25 protein-coding genes are annotated in these 23,999 nt (G+C 69.7%); 18 read left to right on the top strand and 7 right to left on the bottom strand.

Annotated elements, in window-relative coordinates; genetic code table 11:
- Positions 1-18 precede the first annotated feature (18 nt).
- From paaA to BM004_RS03085, 17 genes are all read left to right on the top strand, one after another.
- Positions 19-1,029 (top strand): 1,2-phenylacetyl-CoA epoxidase subunit PaaA, encoded by a 1,011-nt coding sequence (paaA, locus tag BM004_RS03165; RefSeq protein ID WP_093123534.1) that lies wholly within the window; start codon positions 19-21, stop codon positions 1,027-1,029.
- Positions 1,026-1,322 (top strand): 1,2-phenylacetyl-CoA epoxidase subunit PaaB, encoded by a 297-nt coding sequence (gene paaB / locus BM004_RS03160; protein ID WP_093123531.1) that lies wholly within the window; start codon positions 1,026-1,028, stop codon positions 1,320-1,322. Before paaA ends, paaB begins: the two co-directional genes overlap by 4 nt.
- Before the next feature lie 10 nt (positions 1,323-1,332).
- The gene (paaC, locus tag BM004_RS03155; RefSeq protein ID WP_093123529.1) at positions 1,333-2,124 is read left to right on the top strand and encodes a 1,2-phenylacetyl-CoA epoxidase subunit PaaC; all 792 of its coding nucleotides are present in this window, start codon (positions 1,333-1,335) and stop codon (positions 2,122-2,124) included.
- Between the two features lie 11 nt (positions 2,125-2,135).
- On the top strand, positions 2,136-2,654 hold the full coding sequence (gene paaD, locus BM004_RS03150) for a 1,2-phenylacetyl-CoA epoxidase subunit PaaD (protein WP_093125124.1): 519 nt from the start codon (positions 2,136-2,138) through the stop codon (positions 2,652-2,654).
- Positions 2,655-2,667: 13 nt separating this feature from the next.
- Positions 2,668-3,753 carry a 1,2-phenylacetyl-CoA epoxidase subunit PaaE gene (paaE, locus tag BM004_RS03145; RefSeq protein WP_093123526.1) on the top strand — a complete coding sequence of 362 codons (1,086 nt, stop codon included), beginning with the start codon at positions 2,668-2,670 and terminating at the stop codon, positions 3,751-3,753.
- 47 nt (positions 3,754-3,800) lie between these two features.
- Positions 3,801-4,946, top strand: a complete 1,146-nt coding sequence (locus BM004_RS03140; protein ID WP_093211230.1) for an ABC transporter substrate-binding protein — start codon at positions 3,801-3,803, stop codon at positions 4,944-4,946.
- A gap of 126 nt (positions 4,947-5,072) precedes the next feature.
- A complete protein-coding gene (locus BM004_RS03135) occupies positions 5,073-6,101 on the top strand; it encodes a branched-chain amino acid ABC transporter permease (RefSeq protein ID WP_093211228.1) in 1,029 nt (342 codons plus the stop codon).
- Positions 6,098-8,035 (top strand): branched-chain amino acid ABC transporter ATP-binding protein/permease, encoded by a 1,938-nt coding sequence (locus BM004_RS03130; protein ID WP_093211226.1) that lies wholly within the window; start codon positions 6,098-6,100, stop codon positions 8,033-8,035. Before BM004_RS03135 ends, BM004_RS03130 begins: the two co-directional genes overlap by 4 nt.
- Positions 8,032-8,763 carry an ABC transporter ATP-binding protein gene (locus BM004_RS03125; RefSeq protein ID WP_093123515.1) on the top strand — a complete coding sequence of 244 codons (732 nt, stop codon included), beginning with the start codon at positions 8,032-8,034 and terminating at the stop codon, positions 8,761-8,763. Before BM004_RS03130 ends, BM004_RS03125 begins: the two co-directional genes overlap by 4 nt.
- Positions 8,764-8,914: 151 nt before the next feature.
- A complete protein-coding gene (gene paaZ, locus BM004_RS03120) occupies positions 8,915-10,975 on the top strand; it encodes a phenylacetic acid degradation bifunctional protein PaaZ (protein ID WP_093123512.1) in 2,061 nt (686 codons plus the stop codon).
- A gap of 40 nt (positions 10,976-11,015) precedes the next feature.
- On the top strand, positions 11,016-11,576 hold the full coding sequence (locus BM004_RS03115; protein WP_093123510.1) for a methyltransferase family protein: 561 nt from the start codon (positions 11,016-11,018) through the stop codon (positions 11,574-11,576).
- Positions 11,577-11,656: 80 nt separating this feature from the next.
- The gene (locus BM004_RS03110; protein ID WP_093211224.1) at positions 11,657-12,106 is read left to right on the top strand and encodes a hypothetical protein; all 450 of its coding nucleotides are present in this window, start codon (positions 11,657-11,659) and stop codon (positions 12,104-12,106) included.
- Positions 12,107-12,305: 199 nt separating this feature from the next.
- Complete coding sequence (locus BM004_RS03105; protein ID WP_093211222.1) at positions 12,306-12,890, top strand: phosphatase PAP2 family protein; 585 nt, start codon at positions 12,306-12,308, stop codon at positions 12,888-12,890.
- The gene (locus BM004_RS03100; protein WP_093211220.1) at positions 12,887-13,993 is read left to right on the top strand and encodes a glycosyltransferase family 2 protein; all 1,107 of its coding nucleotides are present in this window, start codon (positions 12,887-12,889) and stop codon (positions 13,991-13,993) included. The genes BM004_RS03105 and BM004_RS03100 overlap by 4 nt, the downstream gene beginning before the upstream one ends.
- Positions 13,990-15,606, top strand: a complete 1,617-nt coding sequence (locus BM004_RS03095; protein WP_093211218.1) for an ArnT family glycosyltransferase — start codon at positions 13,990-13,992, stop codon at positions 15,604-15,606. The genes BM004_RS03100 and BM004_RS03095 overlap by 4 nt, the downstream gene beginning before the upstream one ends.
- Positions 15,599-16,459, top strand: a complete 861-nt coding sequence (locus tag BM004_RS03090; protein ID WP_093211216.1) for a ChbG/HpnK family deacetylase — start codon at positions 15,599-15,601, stop codon at positions 16,457-16,459. Before BM004_RS03095 ends, BM004_RS03090 begins: the two co-directional genes overlap by 8 nt.
- A 58-nt stretch (positions 16,460-16,517) precedes the next feature.
- Positions 16,518-17,321, top strand: coding sequence for a CPBP family intramembrane glutamic endopeptidase (locus tag BM004_RS03085; RefSeq protein ID WP_093211214.1), 804 nt, complete (start codon positions 16,518-16,520; stop codon positions 17,319-17,321).
- Positions 17,322-17,334: 13 nt separating this feature from the next.
- Here BM004_RS03085 and BM004_RS41760 read toward each other — a convergent pair whose 3' ends face one another.
- The 7 genes from BM004_RS41760 to BM004_RS41335 form a co-directional block, all read right to left on the bottom strand.
- Positions 17,335-18,081 carry a hypothetical protein gene (locus BM004_RS41760; protein WP_218152668.1) on the bottom strand — a complete coding sequence of 249 codons (747 nt, stop codon included), beginning with the start codon at positions 18,079-18,081 and terminating at the stop codon, positions 17,335-17,337.
- A 10-nt stretch (positions 18,082-18,091) separates the two neighbouring features.
- Entirely contained in the window at positions 18,092-18,703 is a 612-nt protein-coding gene (locus tag BM004_RS03075; protein WP_093211995.1) for a flavin reductase family protein, read from the bottom strand.
- Positions 18,704-18,724: 21 nt separating this feature from the next.
- Positions 18,725-20,284 (bottom strand): TerC family protein, encoded by a 1,560-nt coding sequence (locus BM004_RS03070; protein WP_093211993.1) that lies wholly within the window; start codon positions 20,282-20,284, stop codon positions 18,725-18,727.
- Positions 20,285-20,541: 257 nt separating this feature from the next.
- The gene (locus tag BM004_RS03065) at positions 20,542-21,015 is read right to left on the bottom strand and encodes a hypothetical protein (protein ID WP_093123492.1); all 474 of its coding nucleotides are present in this window, start codon (positions 21,013-21,015) and stop codon (positions 20,542-20,544) included.
- Between the two features lie 58 nt (positions 21,016-21,073).
- The gene (locus BM004_RS03060; RefSeq protein WP_256219768.1) at positions 21,074-21,799 is read right to left on the bottom strand and encodes a hypothetical protein; all 726 of its coding nucleotides are present in this window, start codon (positions 21,797-21,799) and stop codon (positions 21,074-21,076) included.
- Between the two features lie 193 nt (positions 21,800-21,992).
- A complete protein-coding gene (locus tag BM004_RS03055; protein ID WP_093211212.1) occupies positions 21,993-22,718 on the bottom strand; it encodes a LysR substrate-binding domain-containing protein in 726 nt (241 codons plus the stop codon).
- A gap of 12 nt (positions 22,719-22,730) precedes the next feature.
- A complete protein-coding gene (locus BM004_RS41335) occupies positions 22,731-22,970 on the bottom strand; it encodes a helix-turn-helix domain-containing protein (RefSeq protein WP_177206333.1) in 240 nt (79 codons plus the stop codon).
- A 99-nt stretch (positions 22,971-23,069) separates the two neighbouring features.
- Here BM004_RS41335 and BM004_RS03045 point away from each other — a divergent pair, with 99 nt between their 5' ends.
- Entirely contained in the window at positions 23,070-23,993 is a 924-nt protein-coding gene (locus BM004_RS03045; RefSeq protein WP_177206331.1) for a class I SAM-dependent methyltransferase, read from the top strand.
- Positions 23,994-23,999 lie beyond the last annotated feature (6 nt).

Genomic DNA, 23,999 nt, shown 5'->3' with positions numbered 1-23,999 from the left:
CTTTCAAGGAGAACCGCGATGTACACACAAGCCATGGACACCATGGGCAAGGACGCAGGCGACGGCAAGCAGAAAGCCGTGCGCTCGGCCGAGGAAATGCAACTCGAGCAGCGCTTCGACGCCCACATCGACGCGGGCGACTTCATCGAGGCCAAAGACTGGATGCCCGAGCACTACCGCAAGACGCTGGTGCGCCAGATCAGCCAGCACGCGCACTCCGAGATCGTCGGCATGCTGCCCGAAGGCAACTGGATCAGCCGCGCGCCCACGTTGAAGCGCAAGGCCATCCTGCTGGCCAAGGTGCAGGACGAAGGCGGCCACGGCCTGTACCTGTACGCCGCGGCAGAGACGCTGGGCACCTCGCGCGACCAGATGTTCGACGCGCTGCACAGCGGCAAGGCCAAGTACAGCTCGATCTTCAACTACCCCACGCTGACCTGGGCCGACATGGGCACCATCGGCTGGCTGGTGGACGGCGCGGCCATCATGAACCAGGTGCCGATCTGCCGCTGCTCGTACGCACCGTATGCGCGCGCCATGATCCGCATCTGCCGCGAGGAGAGCTTTCACCAGCGCCAGGGCTACGAAGCCCTGCTGACCATGATGACCCACGGCACCGACGCGCAGAAGGCGATGGTGCAGGACGCGGTGAACCGCTGGTGGTGGCCCTCGATCATGATGTTCGGCCCGCCGGACGACCAGTCGCCCAACTCCGCGCAGTCGATGCGCTGGGGCATCAAGCGCTTCAGCAACGACGAGCTGCGCCAGAAGTTCATCGACGCCGCCGTGGAGCAGGCCGCCATCCTCGGCGTGACCCTGCCCGACCCCGACCTCAAGTGGAACGAAGAGCGCCAGGCGCACGACTTCGGCGCCATCGACTGGAGCGAGTTCTGGCGCGTGATCGGCGGCGACGGCCCCTGCAACCGCGAGCGCCTGCAGGCCCGCGTCGACGCCTGGGAAGACGGCGCATGGGTGCGCGAAGCCGCGATGGCCCACGCCAACAAACAACCGATGAAGGAAGCAGCATGAGCACCGAAGCAAAACAAGAATGGCCCCTGTGGGAAGTGTTCGTGCGCAGCAAGGCCGGCCTGGACCACAAGCACTGCGGCAGCCTGCACGCCGCCGATTCGAAGATGGCCATCCAGATGGCGCGCGACGTGTACACGCGCCGCCAGGAAGGCAGCAGCATCTGGGTGGTGCGCTCCGAGCAGATCGTGGCCAGCGACCCGGGCGACAAGGACATGTTCTTCGACCCGGCGGAAGACAAGGTCTACCGCCATCCCACCTTCTACGCGTTGCCCAAGTCGGTCGACCACATGTGAGCGGCACGCCATGCAAGCATCGATCGAACTGAACCGCACGCCGGCCGTGCAATACCTGCTGCGCATCGGCGACACCTGCCTGGTGCTGGCGCAGCGCCTGGGCGAATGGTGCGGCCACGCGCCCGCGCTGGAAGAAGACATCGCGATGGCCAACATCGCGCTGGACCTGGTGGGCCAGTCGCGCGCGCTGCTCACGCACGCCGGCAAGCTGGAAGCCGAAGGCGCCGGCGAAGGCCTCGTGCACGACGAAGACCAGCTGGCCTACCTGCGCGAAGAGCGCGACTACTTCAACCTCACCATCGCCGAGCTGCCGCGCGGCGACTTCGCCTTCGCCGTGGTGCGCAACACGATGGTGTCGACGCTGCTCAAGCTGCTGTGGCAGCGCCTGGCCGCATCGAACGACGCCGAGGTGGCCGCCATCGCCGGCAAGGCGCTGAAGGAAGCGCGCTACCACCAGCAGCACTCGGCCGACTGGGTCGTGCGCCTGGGCGACGGCACCGAAGAGTCGCGCCGCCGCACCGAGAAGGCGCTCAAGCAGCTGTGGCTGTACATGCCCGAGCTGTTCGAGAGCGACGACGTCGAGGCGCAAGCCAGCGCCAGCGGCCTCGGCCCCGCATGGAGCGAGCTGCGCGAGCCTTGGCTCGCCGAGATGCAGCACGTGCTCGACGCCGCCGGCCTCGCCATGCCCAAGGAAGCGGCCTTCCGCAGCACCGGCAAGCAGGGCGTGCACAGCGAGCACATGGGCTACATCCTGGCCGAGATGCAGCACCTGCAGCGCAGCTTCCCCGGGGGCGTGTGGTGACCTCCGGCGCCATGACGGCCTCGCGCGTCGATGCGGCCTGGGCGGTCCTGCACACGGTGCTCGACCCCGAGGTGCCGGCCGTGTCGGTCTGCGACCTGGGCATCGTGCGCGACGTGATCGAACACGACGACGGCCTGGAGATCGTGCTCACGCCCACCTACTCCGGCTGCCCCGCGACCGAGGCCATCGAGCACGACGTGCTGGCCGCCATCGCGCAGGCCGGCCTGGGCCAGGCCCGCGCCACGCTGCGCCGCGCGCCGGCCTGGTCGAGCGACTGGATCAGCGACGAAGGCCGCGCCAAGCTCAAGGCCTACGGCATCGCGCCGCCGGCGCACCTCACGCCCGAAGCCGCCGCCAACACCGCCATGCCGATCAAGCTGTTCGGCCGCATCGCCGGCGAGCGCATCGCCTGCCCGCGCTGCGCGAGCGAGCGCACCGAGCGCCTGTCGGCCTTCGGCTCCACCGCCTGCAAGGCGCTGTACCGCTGTATCGCCTGCCGGGAACCTTTCGAACATTTCAAGCCTATCTGAGGCACCCCACACGATGAGCACCCTGTTCCACCCCCTGCGCGTGAAGGCCATCGAGCCCGACACGGCCGAGGCCGTCATCGTCTCCTTCGAAGTGCCCACCGACCTGCAGGAAGTCTTCGGCTTCACGCAGGGCCAGTACCTCACGCTTCGCAAGGACATCGACGGCCAGGACCTGCGCCGCTCCTATTCGATCTGCGCCGGCCTGGACGACGGCGAGCTGCGCGTCGGCGTGCGCAAGGTGCGCGGCGGCGTGTTCTCCAACTGGATCAACGCCAGCCTGCAGCCCGGCGACACCCTGCAGGTGATGGCGCCGCAGGGCCGCTTCTTCGTGCCGATCGAGCCGTCCTCGGCGCGGCACCACGTCGGCATTGCCGGCGGCAGCGGCATCACGCCCATCCTGTCGATCATGAAGACGGTGCTGGCGCGCGAGCCCGCGAGCCGCTTCACGCTGATCTACGGCAACCGCCAGCTGCAGTCCACGATGTTCAAGGAAGAAATCGAGGACCTGAAGAACCGCTACATGACGCGCCTGGTGCTGCAGCACGTGTTCTCCGACGAACACACCGACTCGCCCCTGGGCTTCGGCGTGATGAACCGCGAGAAGATCGGCGAGTTCCTGAAAAGCGTGGTGCCCGCCGCGCGCATCGACCACGTCTACGTGTGCGGCCCGTTCCAGATGAACGACGAGGCCGAGGCCGCGCTGCTGGACGCCGGCGTGCCCGAGGCGCGCATCCACATCGAACGCTTCGGCGTTGCGCTGCCCTCGGCCGCGCAGGTGGGCGCGGTGGTGCACGAGGCGCAGCCGGGCGACGCCAAGCAGGCGCGCGTGACCATCGTGCGCGACGGCCTGCAGCGCGAGATCACCTACACCGAAGGCCAGCCCAGCATCCTGGACGCGGCCTCCGCGGCCGGGCTCGAGGTGCCGTTCTCGTGCACCTCGGGCGTGTGCGGCACCTGCCGCGCGAAATGCGTGGACGGGGAAGTCCGCATGGAAAGAAACTTCGCGCTCGACAAGAATGAAGTGGCTGCGGGTTTCGTACTGACCTGCCAGGCACACCCCCTGACCGAACGCGTCACGCTCTCTTTCGACGAGCGCTGAGATACTTCAGGCCTCAACTTTTATTTCAACCCGGAGACAAGCCAACCATGAAATTCTTCAAGCCCCTGCTGATCACTGCCCTGTGCGCCACGGCCCTCTCGGCCTGGGCCGACGTCAACGTCGGCGTGACCATCTCGGCCACCGGCCCGGCCGCTTCGCTGGGCATTCCCGAGAAGAACACGATCGCCCTGATGCCCAAGACGATCGGCGGGCAGAAGATCAACTACATCGTGCTGGACGACGCGTCCGACACCACGGCCGCCGTGAACAACACGCGCAAGCTCATCGCCGAGAACAAGGTCGACGTGATCCTGGGCTCGACCACCACGCCGGCCTCGCTGGCCATGATCGACGTGGCCAGCGAAGCGCAGACGCCGATGATCTCGGTGGCCGCCTCGGCCCGCATCATCGAGCCGATGGACGCCAAGAAGAAGTGGGTCTTCAAGACGCCGCAGAACGACATCATGATGTCGCTGGCCATCGCCGAGCACATGGCCGCCAACGGCGTGAAGACCGTCGCCTTCATCGGCTTCTCCGACGCCTACGGCGAAGGCTGGTCGCAGGAATTCGCCAAGGCCGCCGAGCTGAAGAAGATCAAGGTCGTGGCCAACGAACGCTATGCGCGCACCGACACCTCGGTGACCGGCCAGGCGCTGAAGATCATGTCCGCCAAGCCCGACGCGGTGCTGGTCGCAGGCTCCGGCACGCCGGCCGCACTGCCGCAGAAGACGCTCAAGGAGCGCGGCTACAACGGCAAGATGTACCAGACGCACGGCGTGGCCAACGCCGACTTCCTGCGCGTGGGAGGCAAGGACGTCGAGGGCACCTTCCTGCCCGCCGGCCCGGTGCTCGTGGCCGACCAGCTGCCGGCCAGCAACCCGGTGAAGAAGTCCGCGCTGGCCTATGTGGCCGCGTACGAAGCCGCCTACGGCAAGGGTTCCGTGTCGACCTTCGGCGGCCACGCCTGGGACGCCGGCCTGCTGATGAGCTCGGCCGTGCCGGCCGCGCTGAAGAAGGCCCAGCCGGGCACGCCCGAGTTCCGTGCCGCGCTGCGCGACGCGCTCGAGCAGACCAAGGAAGTGGCCGGCGCGCACGGCGTGTTCAACATGACCGCGGCCGACCACCTGGGCCTGGACCAGCGCGCCCGCGTGATGGTGAAGATCGAGAACGGCGCCTGGAAATACCAGCCCTGATCTCCAGGGGTCGAACGAAAGGACACCGCGGGCCGGCGCGACCGGTTGCGCGGTGTTCCCGCAAAAAGGGCCGGCGATTCCTGTGCATCGCCGGCCTGCTGAACGCACGCTAGTCGGAAAGTTTTTATGGACATGGAGATTGCCCTGTTGCTGGGGCAGGACGGCATCGTGAACGGCGCGGTCTACGGACTGATGGCGCTCGCGCTGGTGCTGGTGTTTTCGGTCACGCGCGTGATCTTCATCCCGCAGGGCGAGTTCGTCGCCTTCGGTGCGCTCACCATGGCCGCGCTGCAGGCCGGCCGCACGCCGGCCACGCTGTGGCTGCTGCTGGCGCTGGCCGCGGCCGTGCTGGCGGTGGAAGCCTGGCGCTGGAAGCGCGGCACGGTCGTCGACTGGTTCTCGGCCCTCACCTGGTGCGTGGCATTCCCGGCCGTGGCCGCGGTGCTGGTGCTCGGCTTCAAGCCCACCTCGATGGCGTTGCAGGCCGCCACCACGCTGGTGCTGATCGCGCCGCTCGGGCCCCTGCTCTACCGGCTGGCCTACCGTCCGCTGGCCGACGCCAGCGTGCTCATGCTGCTGATCGTGTCGGTCGCGCTGCACGGTGTGCTGGTCGGCCTGGGCCTGTACTTCTTCGGCGCCGAAGGCTCGCGCACCACGCCGTTCTCGGACGCGCGCTTCGACATCGGCGGCATTCCCGTCAGCGGCCAGTCGGTCGTGGTGGTGGGCGTCACGCTGGTGCTGGTGATCGCCATGTTCTGGTTCTTCGGCCGCTCCATGGTCGGCAAGGCGCTGCGCGCCACCGCCATCAACCGCGTGGGCGCACGGCTGTCGGGCATTCCCACCGAACTGTCGGGCGACCTGAGCTTCGCGCTCGCGGCCGTCATCGGCGCGGTGTCGGGCCTGCTCATCGCACCCATCACCACCGTGTACTACGACACCGGCTTCCTCATCGGCCTCAAGGGCTTCGTGGCGGCCATCGTCGGCGGGCTGGCCAGCTACCCGCTGGCGCTCGCGGGCGCGCTGCTGGTGGGCCTGCTGGAGTCGTTCTCGTCGTTCTGGGCCAGCGCCTACAAGGAAGTGCTGGTCTTCACCCTGATCATTCCCGTGCTGTGGTGGCGTTCGCTGCGCAGCCATCATGTGGAGGACGAAGAATGAATCCGTCTTCGTCTACTTCTGCTGCTTCTCCCGCTTCCACCCGAGCCGCCGCGCAGGGCCGCCCGCTGGTCACGCCGCGCACCCTCACGCTGGCCTGCATCGTCGCGCTCGCGCTGGCCTGGGGCTGGCTGCCCGAGTTCACGGTCTCGGTGCTGAGCAACATCGGCCTGTACGCGCTGGTGGCGGTCGGCCTCGTGCTGCTCACCGGCGTGGGCGGCATGACCTCGTTCGGCCAGGCCGCCTTCGTGGGCATGGGCGCCTACGCCACCGCGTGGATCTGCACCTCGCCCACCGCGGCCGGCTGGCTCGGCGGCTTCGCCGGCTCGGCGCTGGTGCCCTGGGCCGGGCTGCTGCTCGGGCTGGTGGCCACTTTCCTGCTGGCCTGGGCGCTCGGCGCGGTCACGCTCAAGCTGTCGGGCCACTACCTGCCGCTGTGCACCATCGCCTGGGGCCTGAGCCTGTACTTCCTGCTGGGCAACATGGAGTTCCTGGGCGGGCAGACCGGCATCACCGGCGTTCCGCCGCTGGTGGTGGCGGGCTTCTCGCTGGCCACGCCGCGCAAGCTGGGCGTGGTGATCTGGGCGGTGCTGCTGCTCGCGCTGTGGGCCATGCACAACCTGCTCGACTCGCGCGAAGGCCGCGCCATCCGCGCGCTCAAGGGCGGCCGGCTCATGGCCGAGTCGATGGGTGTCGACACCGCCCGCCACCGCATCAAGCTGTTCGTGCTGGCCGCGCTGCTGGCGGCCGTGTCGGGCTGGCTCTACGCGCACATGCAGCGCTTCGTGAACCCCACGCCCTTCAACCTGAACATCGGCATCGAGATGCTGTTCATGGCGGTGGTCGGCGGCGCGGGCCACCTGTGGGGCGCGGTGCTCGGCGCCACGCTGATCACGCTGCTGAAGGAAAAGCTGCAGGACGTGCTGCCCGCGCTGCTGGGCACCAGCGGCAACTTCGAGGTGGTGGTGTTCGGCCTGCTGATGCTGTTCGTGCTGCAGCGCTTCGCCGACGGCCTGTGGCCCACGCTCGCGCGGCTGCTGAGCCGCTGGGTGCGGCCGGTGGCCAAGGCGGTGCCTGAAGCAACCGCCGCGACTGGTGCGCCTGCTCAACTCGCTCAACTCACTCAACTCGCCCAGCGCACCCTGCCCGCCTCCGGCACGCTGGTGCTGCAGGCCGACGACGTCAGCAAGCGCTTCGGCGGGCTGGTGGCCAACAACGCCATCTCGATGACGCTCAAGGCCGGCGAGATCCATGCGCTGATCGGGCCGAACGGCGCAGGCAAGAGCACCTTCTTCAACATGATCTCGGGCGTCGACGACCCCAGCTCGGGCGAGGTTCGCCTGGTGGGCGAGACGATGTCGGGCAAGCCTTCGCGCGCCTTCGCGGCGCGCGGCCTGGGCCGCACCTTCCAGCACGTGCGGCTGCTGGGCCAGCGCAGCGTGGTGGAGAACGTCGCGCTCGGCGCTCACCTGCGCGCCAGGCGCGGCTGGCTCGCGGCCGCGCTGCGGCTCGACCGCGCCGAAGAAGCCGCGCTGATGGCCGAGGCCCGCCGCCAGATCGAACGCTGCGGCCTCGGCGCGCATGCCGACACGCCCGCCGCCTCGCTCTCGCTGGGCCAGCAGCGCGTGGTGGAAATCGCGCGTGCATTGGCCGGACAGCCGTCGGTGCTGCTGCTGGACGAGCCCGCCGCCGGCCTGCGCCACCTGGAAAAGCGCGCCCTCTCCGTGCTGCTGAGCCAGCTGCGCGCCGAAGGCCTGGGCATCCTCGTGGTGGAGCACGACATGGAGTTCGTGATGAACCTGGCCGACCGCATCACGGTGCTCGAATTCGGCACCGTCATCGCCACCGGCACCCCGGCCGAAGTGCAGGCCAACCCGCGCGTGCTCGAGGCCTACCTCGGCGGCGCCGACGACGAACTGCTGGAAGACGCACGATGAGCCATCCCATCCTTCAACTCGAAGACTTCTGCGTCGCCTACCGCACGGTCGAGGCCGTGCACGGCGTGCGCGTGCATGTGAACGAGGGCGAGATCGTCACCGTCATCGGCCCCAACGGCGCCGGCAAGACCACGCTGCTGTGCGCGGCCATGGGCCTGCTGCCGTCCACCGGCAAGCTGGCGCTGGACGGCGAACGCATCGCGCGCCCCAGCGTGGAGACCATGGTGTCGCGTGGCGTGGCGCTGGTCCCCGAGCGGCGCGAGCTGTTCGGCGAGATGTCGGTCGAGGACAACCTGCTGCTCGGCGGCTTCTACCAGTGGCGCAAGGGCCAGCGCGACCAGCGCGCGCGCATGGACGAGGTGTTCGGCATCTTCCCGCGCCTGAAGGAGCGGCGCCCGCAGATGGCCTCGACGCTGTCGGGCGGCGAGCGCCAGATGCTGGCCATCGGCCGCGCGCTCATGGCGCGCCCGCGCCTGCTGATGCTGGACGAACCCTCGCTCGGCCTCGCACCGCTGGTGGTGCGCGAAGTGCTGCGCGTGGTCTCGCAACTGCGCAGCCATGGCGTCTCGGTGCTGCTGGTGGAGCAGAACGCGCGCGCCGCGCTGCAGGTGGCCGACCGCGCCTACGTGCTCGAGATGGGCGCGATCGCGCTCGAAGGCCAGGCGCGCGACCTGCTGCACGACCAGCGGATCATCGATACGTACCTGGGTATCGGAAAGAAGGAATGACCCTCGTGCCACCCTGCCTTGCGCCCTCCCCTTGCGGGCAAGGGTCGGGGCGGGGGCACGACGGCCTCGAACGAAGCGCAGCGCCCGTTGGGCGCAGCCCCCATCCCCACCTTCCCCCGCAAGGGGAAGGAGCCATACAAGGACATCGCACATGACCGCCACCCTCCAAAGCTACATCGCCGGCCGCTGGATCGGCCAGCAGGCCTCCCAGCAGCTGCACAGCGCCGTCAACGGCAAGCCCGTGGCCGCCACGCACGCCGAGGCCATCGACTTCGCCGAGGCGCTCGCCTACGCGCGCCGCACCGGCATCCCCGCGCTCATGAAGCTCGACTTCCAGCAGCGCGCCGAACGCCTGAAGGCGCTGGCCAAGTACCTGGCCGCGAACAAGGAGCAGCTGTACGCCGTCTCGGCCCACACCGGCGCCACGCGCGCCGACAGCTGGATCGACATCGAGGGCGGCGCGGGCACGCTCAGCGCCTATGCCGGCATCGGCACCAACGAGCTGCCCTCGGGCAACCTGGTGCACGAAGGCCCGGCCTTCCCGCTGGGCAAGAAGGGCGGCTTCGCGGGCACGCACATCCTGGTGCCGCGCGGCGGCGTGGCGGTGCACATCGACGCGTTCAACTTCCCGGTGTGGGGCCTGCTCGAGAAGTTCGCGCCCAGCTTCCTGGCAGGCATGCCGTGCATCGGCAAGCCGGCCACGGCCACCAGCTACCTCACCGAGGCCATGATGCGGCTGGTGGTGCAGTCGGGCATCCTGCCCGAAGGCAGCCTGCAGCTGGTGATCGGCAGCACCGGCGACCTGCTCGACCGGCTCGAGGGGCCCGACGTGGTCACCTTCACCGGTTCGGCCGACACCGCCGCCAAGCTGCGCGTGCACCCGAACCTGGTGCGCCAGTCGATCCCGTTCAACGCCGAGGCCGACTCGCTCAACTGCGCGATCCTCGCGCCCGACGTCACGCCCGACGACGAGGAGTTCGACCTCTTCGTGAAGGAAGTGGCGCGCGAGATGACCACCAAGGCTGGCCAGAAATGCACGGCCATCCGCCGCGCCATCGTGCCGCGCCAGCACCTGGACGCGGTGGCCGAGCGCCTGCGCGCGCGGCTGGCCAAGACCGTGGTGGGCGACCCCTCGCTCGACAACGTGCGCATGGGCGCCCTCGCCTCGCACGCGCAGCAGGCCGACGTGGCCGAACGCGTGGCCACGCTGCTGCAGGGCGCCGAGCTGGTGTACGGCGAGCGCGACGGCTTCTCGCCCGTGGGCGACGGCGTGGCCCAGGGCGCGTTCTTCGCGCCCACGCTGCTGCTGAGCCGCAAGCCGCTCGAACACGACGCGGCGCACGACGTCGAGGCCTTCGGCCCCGTCAGCACGCTCATGCCCTATGACGGAATCGACGAAGCGCTGGCCCTGGCCGCGCGCGGCCGCGGCAGCCTCGTGGGCACGCTGGTCACGCGCGACCCGGCCATCGCGGCCAAGGCCATTCCAGTGGCCGCCGCCTGGCACGGCCGCCTGCTGGTGCTCGACCGCGAAGCCGCCGCCGAATCGACCGGCCACGGCTCGCCGCTGCCGCAGCTCAAGCACGGCGGCCCCGGCCGCGCGGGCGGCGGCGAAGAGCTCGGCGGCCTGCGCGCCGTGAAGCACTACCTGCAGCGCGCCGCCGTGCAGGGCTCGCCCACCATGCTGGCCGCCGTCACCGGCGAACACGTGCGCGGCGCGGCCGTGCGCGAGAGCGCGGTGCACCCGTTTCGCAGCTACTTCGAAGACCTGCGCATCGGCGACTCGCTGCTCACGCACCGCCGCACGGTGGGCGAGGCCGACATCGTGGCCTTCGGCGGCATCTCGGGCGACTACTTCTACATGCACTTCGACGAAGTGGCGGCCAAGGAGTCGCCGTTCGGCAAGCGCATCGCGCACGGCTACTTCGTGCTGTCGGCCGCGGCCGGCCTGTTCGTATCGCCGGCGCCGGGCCCGGTGCTGGCCAACTACGGCCTGGACACGCTGCGCTTCGTCAAGCCGGTGGGCATCGGCGACACCATCCGCGCGCGCCTGACCTGCAAGCGCAAGATCGACCGCAACAAGAAGGACGCCGCCGGCCAGGGCCAGGGCGTGGTGGCCTGGGACGTCGAGGTGACCAACCAGGACGGCGAGCTGGTGGCCAGCTACGACATCCTGACGCTGGTCTCCAAGAAACCCGAAGCAACGACGGCCTGATGCCCCCGGGCATGTGCAAGGCCGTGTAAATTCGGCCGCCATGCTCTTCTGGTTCCAGATCGTCCTTCTTGCCGCCGGCACCGCCGCCTTGCTGTACGTGTCGCGCGGGCCGCTGAGCCGGCCCGGGTCGCACGGTTTCTACCGTTTCTTCGCGTGGGAATGCATGCTGGTGCTGATCGTGCTGAACCTGCCGATGTGGCACGACGATCCGTTCTCGCCGAAGCAGGTCGTCTCCACGCTGTTCTTCGCGCTGTCGATCTGGCTGCCGCTGCACGCGGTGCGCCTGCTCAAGGCGCAGGGCAAGCCGACCGAAGCGCGCAGCGACGACCCCGCGCTGTACGGCTTCGAGAAGACCTCGTCGATCGTGCGCAGCGGCGCCTTCCGCTACATCCGCCATCCGATGTACACGGCGCTGATGCTGCTCGCATGGGGCGCCTTCCTCAAGCAGTTCACGTGGTTCACGCTGGCCTTGGTGGTGGCGGCCACGGTGCTGCTGTTCCTGACGGCGGTGCGCGACGAACAGGAGTGCATCGCGCATTTCGGCGACGACTACCGCGACTACATGCGCGGCACGCGGCGTTTCATCCCCTTCGTGCTGTAACACTGGCGTCATCCGCCACCTTGCGGGATGCTGACCCGCACGATCAGGTTCTGTTCACACGAGTCTCCTAGCATCCGGGCATGCTGCTCGCACGCGTCCGCCTTTTCGCCGAAGCACACCACAGGCTGTGGTGCGTGGCGGGCATCCTGCTGATCTTCCTGCAGCCCTTCATCGCGGTGCACTTCCGCTGCGACGGCCTGGAGGACGAGCCGATGCTGCGCGTGCGCAGCGCCAGCGACGCCTCGCAGTTCGAGGCCGACGACCGCGCCGACCACCCCGCCGACCGCGAGACCACGGTGTTCGCGCAGGCCCCGGCCAGCATCGACCACCCCGACGCCTTCGACTTCGCACTGAGCGGCCTGATGGCCATGGTGCTCGCGATGCTGCCGCTGGTGCTCGCAGCCGGGCGGCTGGTGGTGCCGGTCGTGCGCGAAGCCCCCGAGCATGTGCCGCCGCACGGCGGCGCGCCGCCCCCCGCGGTGCCCTGGCGGCGCTTGCCGCCACCCGCCGCTCCGCCTTTCCTCGCCTGAGAAACGAACGACGCCCCGCGCGTCGCGCCGCCTCGCTGCATGACGTCGTGTGACGTCAGGACGTGCCACGCCACGTCCGCGGCGCGGCCTTCCTTCCTCGTCGAAAGGTCCTGACCATGTCCAGCTTCTCCAGGTGCGCACGGCGCACCGGGCGCCGCCCTGCGCCCCTGTTTTCCCGCGGCCTGCCCGTGGTGGCGCCATGAACGCGCTGAACCTCGCGCTGTTCCAGTGGCTCGCGGCCGGCAGCCAGCCCACGCCGTGGGTGCTTTCGGTGGCGTCGGCCTTCGCGCTGTGGGGCGCATGGCTGAGCGCGGCCATTCTCGTGGTGGCGCTGTGGCGCCACCGTGCCGACCGCGCCTACCTGTGCGTCGTCGCGGCGGCGGCGGGCCTGGCCTCGCTGCTGTCGCATGCCATCGCGATGCAGCTCGACGTGCCCCGCCCCTTCGTGCTGGGGCTGGCGCCCGCGTACATCGCGCACGCCGGGCGTGGCTCGCTGCCGAGCACGCACGCCGCCGTGATGTTCATGGTGGCGCTGGCCTTCCTGCTGCGCCCCAGCCTGCGCCGGCTGGGCCTGCCGCTGCTGGCGGTGGCCGCCGCCACCGGGTGGGCGCGCGTGTACGTGGGCGTTCATTTTCCGCTCGACATCGTCGCGGGGCTGCTGCTCGGCGCGGTGATCGCGGGTGCGCTCGCCATCGGGCACTGGGCCTTTCATTTTTTCGCAATGCGAACGGGACGCGGCGCCGGCCTTCGGCGCGCGGAACGTTCGCCGTGGAGGCATTCATGATTTCACCGATCGTCGCCAGGCATTCGCGCGCCGGCCTGGGCGCAGGCATTCCGCTCACCCACCCGGCGCCCGCGACACCGGCGACACCCGCGGTGCCCCAGGCGCTCAGTGCGGCCGCTGACACATCCACGCCCGCTTCGGCCCCGCCGCAAGCGCAGCCGCGCAGCATCTCCTGCGTCATTCCGTGCTTCAACGAAGGCGCCAATCTGCGGCACCTGCTGCCCCGGCTGGAGGACATCCTGTGGGCCACCGGGCTGCGCTGGGAGATCATCGTGGTGGACGACGGCAGCACCGACGACACCGCCGAAGTGGCCCGCGCATGGTGCGAGCTCACGGGCTTTCGCTGCATCTCGCTGTCGCGCAACTTCGGCAAGGAGGCCGCGCTCACCGCGGGCCTGGCCGCCGCCGGCGGCGACGCCGTGGTGCTGCTCGACGGCGACCTGCAACACTCGCCCGACCTCATCCACCGGATGGTCGCCCAGTGGGCCGCCGGCGCCGAGGTGGTCTACGCGGTGCGCGAGGAGCGCCGCGACGAGAGCCGCTTCAAGCAGCTCGGCAGCCGGCTCTTCTACCGCCTGGTGAACGCCTCCGACCGATTCGTGGTGCCCAAGGACGCGGGCGACTTCCGCCTGATGGACCGCAAGGTGGTGGACGCGCTCATGAGCCTGCCCGAGCGCAGCCGCTTCATGAAGGGCCTGTACGCGTGGGTGGGTTTTCGCGCGGTGGCCATGCCCTACACGCCCGCGCCGCGCGCGCAGGGCAAGAGCAGCTTCAACGCGCGCCGCCTGGTGCGCCTGGCCATCGACGGCCTCGCCGCCTTCACCACCTGGCCGCTGCGCATGGTCAGCGTGGTCGGCCTGCTGTTCGCGGTGCCGGCCTTCGGCTACGGCACCTACGTGACCCTCGACTACCTGATGTTCGGCAACCCGGCCTCCGGCTGGACCACCATCGTGGTGAGCCTGATGTTCTTCATCGGCATCCAGATGATCTCCACCGGCATCGTGGGCGAGTACATCGCGCGCATCTACGAGGAGGTCAAGGGCCGTCCGCTGTACGTGGTGAGCCGCGAGCACGGCACCGGCCTGGAGAACGGCAAGCCATGAAGCGCAGCGACTCCGGGGGGTGGACCGCGCCCCAGCCGGTCTGGCTCATCGTGGCGCTGCTTGCATGGCTTCTGGCCACGGCATGGGCACGCCCGCTGATGGCACCCGACGAAGGCCGCTACGGCGGCGTGGCGCTCGCCATGCTGCGCTCCGGCGACTGGCTGGTGCCGCGGCTCGACGGCCTGCCCTTCTTCCACAAGCCGCCGCTGTTCTACTGGATCGGGGCGGCCGCGATGTCGGTCGCCGGGCCGGTCGAATGGGCGGCGCGGCTGCCCTCGGTGCTGGGCGCGGCCGCGGCGGCGTCGGCGCTGTTCCTGTTCCTGCGCCGCTGGTCGAACGCCCGCGTGGCGCTGCTGTCGACCGTGGTGCTGGTGACCACGCCCTTCTTCTTCATCGGCGCGCAGTTCGCCAACCTCGACATGCTGGTGGCGGGCTGCATCTCGTGCACGGTGCTGCTGGCGGCCGGCGCGGTACTGGCCAGGGAGCAGGAAGAACCGTGGCGCGCCCTGCTCGCGGGCACCTACCTGTTCGCCGCGGCCGGGCTGCTGGCCAAGGGGCTGATCGGCCTGCTGCTGCCCGCGATGGTGATCGTGGGCTGGTGCGCCGCCACGCAGCGGCTCGCGGCGCTGCGGCTCGCGCTGTGGCTGCCGGGCTGGGCCGTGCTGCTGGCGGTGGCGGGGCCATGGTTCGTCGCGATGCAGATGAAGTACCCGGAGTTCTTCGACTACTTCGTCATCACGCAGCACTTCAGGCGCTTCGCTTCGTCGGGCTTCAACAACGAGCACGGCTTCTGGTTCTACCTGCCGGTGCTCGCGGGCCTCACGCTGCCGTGGTTCGCGTGGGTGCTGGTGCCCCGGGGCCAGGACGAGGACAAGCGCTCGCGCCGCACCGGCATCGACCGGCTCATGTGGATCTGGCTCGCGGTCATCGTGGTGTTCTTCTCGCTGCCGCGCTCCAAGCTGGTGGGCTACGTGCTGCCGGCGCTGCCGCCGCTGGCGTACCTGATCGCGCAGCGCGTGTTCGCGGGCCGCTCGTCCGACGCACTGCTCGGCAAGGTCCGCAACAAGGTGCGCCTCACCGCGCTGGCATCGGCCGCGGTGTGCGTGGCCTGCGTGGCGGCCATCGCGACCCATTCCACGCCGCCGGGCACGCGGCTGCGGCTGCCGCCGGGGCAGTCGGTGGCGCCGGGCGAACGCGTGCTGATGCTCGACAGCTACTACTACGAGATTCCGTTCTACTGGAACCTGCGCGAGCCGGTGCTGGTGTCGGACGACTGGCAGGCTGCCGCGCGCGACCCGCGCGACAACTGGCGCAAGGAGATCTCCGACGCCGGCCGCTTCGACCCCGAGCGCGCCGCGGCCACGCTGCTGGACCGCACGCGGCTAGCGTCCACGCTCTGCGTGCCGCGCGCCACCTGGATCGTGGGCGCGAACACCGCGCACCTGGCCAACCCGTGGTTGATGAAGGCGCGGCTGGTGGCGGTCAACGACGGCGCCGCGGCATGGCGCTTCGCTGGCAGCGCGACGGGCGACGCGCATTGCCTCGACGTGGCCGCACCGGCCGCACCGGTCCGAACCCCGGCCCCCGCGGCGGAGACGAGCGGCAATGGCTGAAACGCGCCATATCTGCATCTGCGCCGACGACTTCGGCATGGGCGCCGGCATCAACGCGGCGGTGATCGACCTGGCCGGGCAGGGCAAGCTCTCGGCCACCAGCGCCATGGTGCGGCGCGGCGCGTGGCTGGCGGGCGCGCGGGCGCTGCGGCGCATTGCGCCCGCGCAGCTCGACGTCGGCCTGCACCTGGACCTCACGCCGCCGGCGCGCCCGGACGGGCCCGAGCCCGGGCTGGCCGGCCTGCTGGCGCGCACGTACACGCGAACGGCCAGCGTGCCGGCGCTGCGGGCCGACATCCGCGACCAGTTCACGCGCTTCGAGGACGCCATGGGCCGCGGCCCCGCCTTCGTCGACGGCCACCGGCACGTGCACCAGTTCCCGGTGGTGCGCGAGCTGGTGCTGGAGGAAATCGCGCAGCGCTACCCCACGGCACCGCCATGGGTGCGCGGCACCGCGCCGGGCTGGCGCCATGGGCCGGGGCACTGGAAGGCCGCGCTCGTGCATGCGCTGGGCGGACCCGGAATGGAGGCCCTTGCGGCACAGCGGGGCATTCCGATGAGCCGGCGCCTGCTGGGCGTGTACGACTTCTCGGGCGACGCCTGCGGCTACGCGCAGCGCGTGGCCGACTGGCTCGCGGCCTGCCGCAACGGCGACGTGCTCATGTGCCACCCCGCCGCCGGCACGCACGCGGGCGACCCGCACGGGGCCGCGCGGCTGCGCGAATACAGCGTGCTGCATGCGCTGGTGCTGCCGCCACCCGGGCGCGACGGCGGCATTGCCTTGTCGCCGCTCTCGCGGCTGCTGCAGCGCGAGGCGCAGGCCTCCCCGAACGACGCGCGGCCGGTCGCGTAACATCCGCGCCACCGTCCGCCATCGTCCGCCAGCGCCCGTTCCGGGGGCGCCCCGCCCCATGCCTTCCCCCCAAAGCGCGCCCTTCCCCTCGGCCGCGCAAGCCGCCCTGCTCTTCGTCGCGCTGTTCCTGTGCGAGTTCGTCGTGGGTGCCGCGCTGCGCGATGCCAACGGCTGGCTCGGCCTCAACATCATGCAGATCGGCGTGCTGTCGTCGGTGCTGGGCAACGGCTGCGTGTTCGCGGTGGTGATGCACCTGCAGAAGCTCACCTACCGCGAGCTGTTCCACCAGTCGGCCTCTTCGGCGCGCGCCACGCTGATGCTGGTGGTGCCGCCGGTGCTGCTGCTGGTGCCGGCGCTGCTGCTCGCGCTCACCTCGGTGCTGCAGCTGCTCACGCTCCTGGTGCCGCCCTCGGCCTGGGAGGAGTCGTACTTCAGCCGCATGGCCGACGGCAGCGTGGCGGCCGTGCTCGCGGTGTGCGTGATGGCGCCGCTGCTGGAGGAGATGCTGTTCCGCGGCATCGTGCTGCGCGGCTTCCTGCGGCGCTATTCGCGCTGGCAGGCCATCTTCATGTCGGCGCTGCTGTTCGGCGCGGCGCACATGAACATCTACCAGTTCGTGGTCGGCTTCGTGATGGGCTCGGTGCTCGCGTGGCTCTACGAGCGCACGCGCTCGCTCATTCCCTGCATCGCGCTGCACGCGGCCTACAACACCACCACGCTGCTGCTGGCCGACCGGCTCGACGCCATCACGCCGTCGCGCCTGCTGTTGGCGGTGGCCGTGGCGTTGCTGGCGGCCCTGTGCGGCGTGCTGGCGCTGCGGGCGATGCTGGTGCCGCGCGCGGCGCGCGGCACGCCGTCCTGATCTTTTCGCCCGGCTAGTCCCAGCAGACGGTCAGCACGGCGTACCCGGGCAACGGCTCGGGCGCGGCGGGATGCCGGCCGCAGGGCCAGCCCTGGACGACACCGTCGGCCTCCAGCCCTTCGATCCACTGCTCGGCGTCCTGCGCGGATGCGCGGGTGTAGATGTGCACGTTCTCGGCCGGCGGCCAATCGAGAGAATCTTCGGCCAGTTCCTGCCATTCGTCGTGGATGCCGACGAGCAGCACCTGCACGTCGGGCCGCTGCGCGATGGTGCGCAGGCGCTCCCACAGCTGCGCGAGCGGCGGACGGCCGTAGCCCCACTGGTTCGGCGCGATCGACTCTTCATCGGAATTGCCGTCGAAGTAGGCATCGAGCGGCACCACCGGCGGCGCCTTGTCGCTCTGCGCGTGCTGCGCGCGAATGAGCGCCATCAGCTGCCCGTGCTGGCGCAGGAACTCGTCGCTGGCGGCCAGGCGCATGGCGCGCTGCCGCTCTTCGTCGTACAGCCGGCCGTGGCCGCGATGAAAACGCAGCCGGTCTTTCTCTTCGGGCTTGCGGATCGCCTTGAGCGACTTGCGCTGCCGGTCGAAGGCCGCCACGAGCAGGTCGCCCGGCGCGAGCCAGCCCACCGCCTGCGGCACCTCGGCGATGCGCAGCAGGGCGCCCTTCTCGTCTTCGTCGAGCAGTTCGTAGCCCGCCTTCACTGTGATGGACGCGCCGCCGATGCGGGCACTGTCCAGCGGGATCGCCAGGGGACGCATCGCGCCGGCCCTAGAGTGACTTGGGCGGCAACGCCCGCGCATCGACCGCGTCGCCGTCGACGATGAAGTGCCCGCCCGCCACGTGGTGCAGCGTGCGCAGCTCGTCGTGCCCGCTGAAGTTCCAGCGGCCGTTGGCGAACACGCGCGCGTCGGCCTGCGCGGCGATCACCTCGCCCAGGAACAGGTCGTAGCGCTCCTGGATGTGCGCCTCGGGCAGCAGCCGGCATTCGAGCCAGGCCGCGCAGCCCTCGAGCAGCGGCGCATCGGTGGCCACGCCCGCGAAGGTCTCCAGGCCGTAGGCCGCGAACTTGTCGTGGCCCGACTTCTCGAGGATCTCGCGGCCCGAACTGTTGCCCAGCGCCTCCGTCAGGTCGAGCTGCGCGCGCGTGGGCACCTGCAGCGCGAAGGTGCCCGCGCCTTCGAGCAGCGCGCGCGTCCAGGTGCTCTTGTCGAGCACCACCGCCACCTTGGGCGGCGCGAAGTCCAGCGGCATGGCCCAGGCCGCCGCCATGATGTTGCGCTGGCCGCTGTGCGCCGCGCTCACGAGCACGGTCGGGCCGTGGTTCATCAGGCGGTAGGCCTTGTCGAGCGCAACGGGTTGGCGGTGCAGGGCATTGTTCATGGGGGCCACCATCGAGGTCTTTCAGGTTTCGGGGTCGTCCACCGGCAGGCGGCGGACTTCGACCGTGCGGATGCGCTGCGCGTCGACATCGGTCACGACGAAATCGTACCCGTCGTGCACCCAGCTCGCATGCGCGGGCGGCAGGCCGCGAAAGCGCGCCAGCAGGAAGCCCGCCACCGAGGTGTAGCTGTCGTCGTCGCTCACCAGCCCGTGCGTCTGCAGCGCCTGCTCCAGCAGGTGCAGGTCGGCGCTGCCGGAAACGGTCCAGGCGTCGGGCGCGGTCTGCAGGATCTCCAGCGTCTCGTCCTCGTCGGGAAACTCGCCTGCAATGGCCTCCAGCACGTCGATGGGCGTGACCACGCCGGTGAGCGTGCCGTGCTCGTCGTTCACCAGCGCGAGCTGCCCGCGCGCGCCGCGCAGCGTGTCGATGAGGCGGATGGCCGTGGTCGACTCGGGCACGTAGATCGGCGCGCGCAGGCCGCCGTTCTCGTCGATGCGGCCGTGGCGCAGCAGCTGGCCCAGCAGGTCCTTGGCGCGCGCCACGCCGACCACCTCGTCGAGCGAGCCGCGGCACACCGGGAAGATGCCGTGCGGCGTGTCGAGCAGCTGCTCGCGCACGGCCTCGGGGTCGTCGTTCAGGTCGACCCACGAGATGTCGGCGCGCGGCGTCATCACCGAGCGCACGTTGCGCTCGGCCAGCGACAGCACGCCGCTCACCATGTTGCGTTCTTCCACGGCAAAGGTGGGCTCGGGCGCGGAGCCTGCGTCTGGCGCGGCACCGGCCAGCGCCGGCTCGCCGGGCGCGCGGCCGCCGAGCAGGCGAATGATCGACTCTGCCGTGCGGTCGCGCAGCGGCCGGCGGGCCTCGTGCTTCATGGCATTGCGCTTGGCCCACTGGTTCAGCGTCTCGATCATCACGGAGAAGCCGATCGCGCCGTACAGGTAGCCCTTGGGAATGTGGAAGCCCAGGCCTTCCGCCACCAGGCTCAGGCCGATCATCAGCAGGAAGCTCAGGCACAGCACCACCACCGTCGGGTGCGCGTTGACGAAGCGCGTGAGCGGCTTGGACGCCCACAGCATGATGCCGATGGAGATCACCACCGCGGCCATCATCACGGGCAGGTGCTCGACCATGCCCACGGCGGTGATCACCGCGTCGAGCGAGAACACCGCGTCGAGCACCACGACCTGCGTGACCACCAGCGTGAAGCTGGCGTAGGCCGCCGAGCTTGCCGTGGTGTGCGTCACGCCCTCCAGGCGTTCGTGCAGCTCGGAGGTGGCCTTGAACAGCAGGAACAGCCCGCCCACCAGCAGGATCAGGTCTCGCCCCGAGAAGCCCTGCCCGAACACCGTGAAGAGCGGCGTGGTCAGCGTGACCAGCCACGAGACCACCGACAGCAGCGCCAGGCGCATGAACAGCGCCAGGCTCAGCCCGATGAGGCGCGCCCTGTCGCGCTGGTGCGGCGGCAGCTTCTCGGCCAGGATGGCGATGAAGATCAGGTTGTCGATGCCCAGGACGATCTCCAGGACGACCAGCGTCAGGAGACCGATCCAGGCGGCCGGGTCGGTGAGAAGTTCAATCATGGGGAGTCAGGCGCAAGGCACGAAGGGCACGAGCGGGTGCGGCCCGGCATGGCGCGGGCCATGTCGGGCGACGGAAGGGGGAAGGTGGGGAGGAGGCGTTGCGCAAGCGTTGCGGCGCAACGTTGCAGGCGGAAGCTGGCGGGGCCAGCGGCCTACTGGGAGGCTCGGAAGAAGATTTCACCCGGCCAGTCTATCGAACGCCTCCGAACAGCCCCGCCGTGCAAGGGCTCTTTCCGCCGCAAGCCGACCGTGCGTCAGCGATAGGAATCGCACAGCGCGAGGTACTCGTCGCCCGAGATCTCGAGCGCCGTGGCGCGGCGCAACACGCGCGCCTTGGGCTTGGGCAGGTCGGTCCTGATCTGGATCTGCTTGCTGATCGGGATGCCCATGTAGCTCTGGTTCACCCAGATGTTCTCCACGATGTTGTTCCAAGGCAGCAGCATGCCGTTCTCGAAGGTCAGGCCCTGGTGGCCGACCACGAGCGCCGGCTGCGCGATGTTGCGCAGCGTGTTGAAGCACTTGAAGGTCAGCCACGCCGTGAGCAGCGCGAAACACGCCGCCAGGAGGATGCCGATGTTCTTGTCCTGTGCGCGGATGCACAGCACCGCCAGCACCACGGTCACCACCGACCACAGCACGATGCCGCCGATGATGCGCGAGCGCGAATAGAACACGGGGCGGTCCTGGCGGGTCTTCTCTTGTTGGGCGGCGGAGCTGTAGATTTCCATTTGTCGGTTTCGCTGTGTGCGTCTGTTGGAGTGGTTGGGAAAGAAACGAAAAACAAATTCAGTTCGCCGGCAGACGTTGCATCAGGCAGGCCAGCAGCACGGGCTCGTTGTCGATCTTCGAGCGGTCGATCTTTCGGGTCTTGCCGTTGGCAACGATGACCAGGTGCTCGTCGGCCTCCATGCCGTCCTCGTCGGACTGCGTGCGGATGGTGTCGATGCTCGACCACGCAATGAGCTGGCCCTTGTGCATCAGCCCTTCGGCCTGCAAGCCGAGCGCGCCGAACTTCACGGTCTCGCCGGCATGCAGGCGGCGCTCCACGTCGTGCGCCATGACCTCGCCCACGGCCTCTTCCACTTCGCAGAGCAAGTCGCCCGCGTTGTCCCACAGGTCCAGCCGCAGGCGCAGCGTCTTGCCGTCGCGGCCGGTGAGCAGCACATGGTTGCGGTTGTGGCGATGGCGAATGCGCGTGACCTCCGCGAAGGCCAGCGTGCGCTCGCCAAGCTGCAGGCCCCTGTCGCCCACGGTGAGTTGCTGCGGCGTGCGCAACCACGCGAAGAAGTCGCTGCCCTTCCAGCAGATCAGGTAGATCGCGCAGGGAATGGCCAGGAAGAGAACGACGATCGCGCCCTTGTAGCGAATGAAGTCCGGCGTGATGAGGTACGGGAGGATGTAGACCTTCACCGGCACCAGCATCATGGCGCAGAAGACGTAGATGGCGGCGAGCCCGCCGAGGACGCAATAGAACGAATAACGCGGAAAGATGCGGGCGTGACGAATGGGCATGTGGCAAGCCCAATGCAACGACAGCGGGCGATAAGAAACTACCCGCGGACCATACCAGCGCGATGCGTCCTGAATGAGGCGCGGCGTGTCAGCCAACGCCTCTTTTTCAAGGTGCGAAGTGGCCTTTGTACGAAGGGCTTAGCCTGGAAGATTTAACTTATTCAGCGCGGGTGCCCGACCTCTTCTAAAGCATTCATCGCGCCTTCGAAACCAGCGCGCGATGCGCGGCCATGGCACGCCCGTGCATCGGCTGCGAAGGGTCGCGCTTTGCCAGCGGGCCGAAGCGCGTCTCTCGCGACACCACCGCCACGCAATCGCGAAGACAACGGTGCGCGGGGTCCACCGCATCGCGCGGATGCCATGCCTGCAGCACCTGTTCGACGGGTACCGCCACCGGCAGCTTGAAGATCGCGAGGTCGAGGCTCGCCGCCACCGTGCGCGCCAGGGGCTCCGGCACGCAGGCCACCAGCGCCGAGCGCGCGGCGGCCATCAGCGCACCGTAGGCACTCGGCACCGTCAATGCAATCTGCCGCGCGCAGCCGTGTTCGGCCAGCAGGGTGTCCACCGGCTCCCTGGACTTTCCGCGGCGCGTGAGCGCCACGTGCTGCTGCGCCGCGAAGCGCTTCGGCGTGACGCGCGCCTGCAGCAGTTCATGCCCCGCTTTCACGACGCCCACGATGTGCTGCTCGTACAGCAGCGAGGTCTGTATCTCCGGCCCCTTGTCGAACAGCGTGCCCACGTCGAGGTCGATGCGGCCTTCGCGCAAGGCCATGGCGTCGCTGTCGCTCTCGGGCACGAAGCGCAGGCGGGCGCGTGGAATGTCGCGGCGCACGGCCGCGAGCAGGGTCGCGCCGTAGACGATGCCCATGCCCTCGGGCGCGCGCACCGTGAACTCGCGCTCCAGCTGTGCCAGCGGCACCCCGCCGTCGGGCTACATCAGCAACAGGGCATCGGCCATCAGCCGGCGCAGCGGCTCGCGCATGGCCTGCGCGCGCGGCGTGGGAATGAGCTTGCGGCCGGCACGCACCAGCACCGAGTCTCCCAGCGCCTCGCGGATGCGCGCGAGCGTGTGGCTCATGGCCGGTGCGCTCAGGTGCATGCGCTCGGCGGCCGCGCTCACGCTGCCGGTGCTCAGCAGCGCGTCGAGCGCCGCCAGCAGATTCATGTCCATCGAATTCATCTGGTGCATGTATTTGCTTGAAAGAATGCACTGTACAGAGCCAATGCACCGGCGGACACTGCGCATCCTTTCCCTGTTGGAGACCATGCAGTGACCCCTTCGCAAGCCAGCCGCACCGCCCTCGCCACCTCGCTGATGCGCGCGCTCCATTCGCGCGGCGACCCTGCGCCGCTGCTGGACGACCCGTGGGGCGACCGCCTGGTGCCGGCGACCGTGCGTGCCGCCTTTGCCGAGCGGGCGATGGCACAGCGCAACGCGGCGGGCGGCGCGGGCGGCGCGCCCGACGACGCCCTGGACGCGGCGCTGCGCGCGAACGCCGCCTATGCCGATGTGGTGCTGCGCTCGCGCTACACGGAAGATGCTCTGCAGGCCGCCGTGACACAGGGCGTCGCGCAGTACGTGATCGTCGGCGCGGGCTTCGACAGCTTCGTGTGCCGCCGGCCGGCCTGGGCCCATGCGCTGAACGTGTACGAAGTCGATCACCCCGACACACAGCGGCTGAAGCGCCAGCAGTTGCAGGCGTGCGGCGTGGCCGGGTCGGCCTCGATGCACTTCATCGAGGCGGACCTGTCGGTGGAAGACCTCGGCAGTGCCTTGGCACGCTCGACCTTCGACGCGACGCAGCCCGCCTTCTTCTCATGGCTCGGCGTCACGGTGTACCTCACCAGGGAGGCCAACCTGGCCGCCCTGCGCTCCATTGCCGCGTGCACGAGCGCGCAGAGCGAACTGGTCTTCACCTACATCGACGAGGCCGCGCTCGCGCCCGGCCATGCCGGCGCGGAAGACTTCCGCAAGCTGCGCGGCGAAGTGCAAGCCGCCGGCGAAGCCTTCCTCAGCGGCTTCGACCCCGCAACGCTGAAGGCGCTGCTGCTCGACACCGGCCTGCTGCTGAAGGAAGATCTCGACGGGCACCAGGGCATTGCGCGCTACGACCCCGCGGGCATCAACGGCCTGCGGTCCGCGGGCGCCGCGCACATGGCGCATGCTGTCAGCTTCCGGTCCGCCAGCACCTGATAGCTT

Source organism: Variovorax sp. OK212, from assembly GCF_900112425.1.
Classification (GTDB): Bacteria; Pseudomonadota; Gammaproteobacteria; order Burkholderiales; family Burkholderiaceae_C; genus Variovorax.
The sequence above is the reverse complement of the archived record's forward strand: the minus strand, read 5'-3'. Positions and strand labels throughout refer to the sequence as shown.

Excerpts from the sequence above, each read along its gene's own strand:
- paaA (WP_093123534.1), top strand. The coding sequence starts at position 19 with ATGTACACACAAGCCATGGACACCATGGGCAAGGACGCAGGCGACGGC.
- paaB (WP_093123531.1), top strand. The coding sequence starts at position 1,026 with ATGAGCACCGAAGCAAAACAAGAATGGCCCCTGTGGGAAGTGTTCGTG.
- paaC (WP_093123529.1), top strand. The coding sequence starts at position 1,333 with ATGCAAGCATCGATCGAACTGAACCGCACGCCGGCCGTGCAATACCTG.
- paaD (WP_093125124.1), top strand. The coding sequence starts at position 2,136 with ATGACGGCCTCGCGCGTCGATGCGGCCTGGGCGGTCCTGCACACGGTG.
- paaE (WP_093123526.1), top strand. The coding sequence starts at position 2,668 with ATGAGCACCCTGTTCCACCCCCTGCGCGTGAAGGCCATCGAGCCCGAC.
- BM004_RS03140 (WP_093211230.1), top strand. The coding sequence starts at position 3,801 with ATGAAATTCTTCAAGCCCCTGCTGATCACTGCCCTGTGCGCCACGGCC.
- BM004_RS03135 (WP_093211228.1), top strand. The coding sequence starts at position 5,073 with ATGGACATGGAGATTGCCCTGTTGCTGGGGCAGGACGGCATCGTGAAC.
- BM004_RS03130 (WP_093211226.1), top strand. The coding sequence starts at position 6,098 with ATGAATCCGTCTTCGTCTACTTCTGCTGCTTCTCCCGCTTCCACCCGA.
- BM004_RS03125 (WP_093123515.1), top strand. The coding sequence starts at position 8,032 with ATGAGCCATCCCATCCTTCAACTCGAAGACTTCTGCGTCGCCTACCGC.
- paaZ (WP_093123512.1), top strand. The coding sequence starts at position 8,915 with ATGACCGCCACCCTCCAAAGCTACATCGCCGGCCGCTGGATCGGCCAG.
- BM004_RS03115 (WP_093123510.1), top strand. The coding sequence starts at position 11,016 with ATGCTCTTCTGGTTCCAGATCGTCCTTCTTGCCGCCGGCACCGCCGCC.
- BM004_RS03110 (WP_093211224.1), top strand. The coding sequence starts at position 11,657 with ATGCTGCTCGCACGCGTCCGCCTTTTCGCCGAAGCACACCACAGGCTG.
- BM004_RS03105 (WP_093211222.1), top strand. The coding sequence starts at position 12,306 with ATGAACGCGCTGAACCTCGCGCTGTTCCAGTGGCTCGCGGCCGGCAGC.
- BM004_RS03100 (WP_093211220.1), top strand. The coding sequence starts at position 12,887 with ATGATTTCACCGATCGTCGCCAGGCATTCGCGCGCCGGCCTGGGCGCA.
- BM004_RS03095 (WP_093211218.1), top strand. The coding sequence starts at position 13,990 with ATGAAGCGCAGCGACTCCGGGGGGTGGACCGCGCCCCAGCCGGTCTGG.
- BM004_RS03090 (WP_093211216.1), top strand. The coding sequence starts at position 15,599 with ATGGCTGAAACGCGCCATATCTGCATCTGCGCCGACGACTTCGGCATG.
- BM004_RS03085 (WP_093211214.1), top strand. The coding sequence starts at position 16,518 with ATGCCTTCCCCCCAAAGCGCGCCCTTCCCCTCGGCCGCGCAAGCCGCC.
- BM004_RS41760 (WP_218152668.1), bottom strand. The coding sequence starts at position 18,081 with ATGCGTCCCCTGGCGATCCCGCTGGACAGTGCCCGCATCGGCGGCGCG.
- BM004_RS03075 (WP_093211995.1), bottom strand. The coding sequence starts at position 18,703 with ATGAACAATGCCCTGCACCGCCAACCCGTTGCGCTCGACAAGGCCTAC.
- BM004_RS03065 (WP_093123492.1), bottom strand. The coding sequence starts at position 21,015 with ATGGAAATCTACAGCTCCGCCGCCCAACAAGAGAAGACCCGCCAGGAC.
- BM004_RS03060 (WP_256219768.1), bottom strand. The coding sequence starts at position 21,799 with ATGCCCATTCGTCACGCCCGCATCTTTCCGCGTTATTCGTTCTATTGC.
- BM004_RS41335 (WP_177206333.1), bottom strand. The coding sequence starts at position 22,970 with ATGGACATGAATCTGCTGGCGGCGCTCGACGCGCTGCTGAGCACCGGC.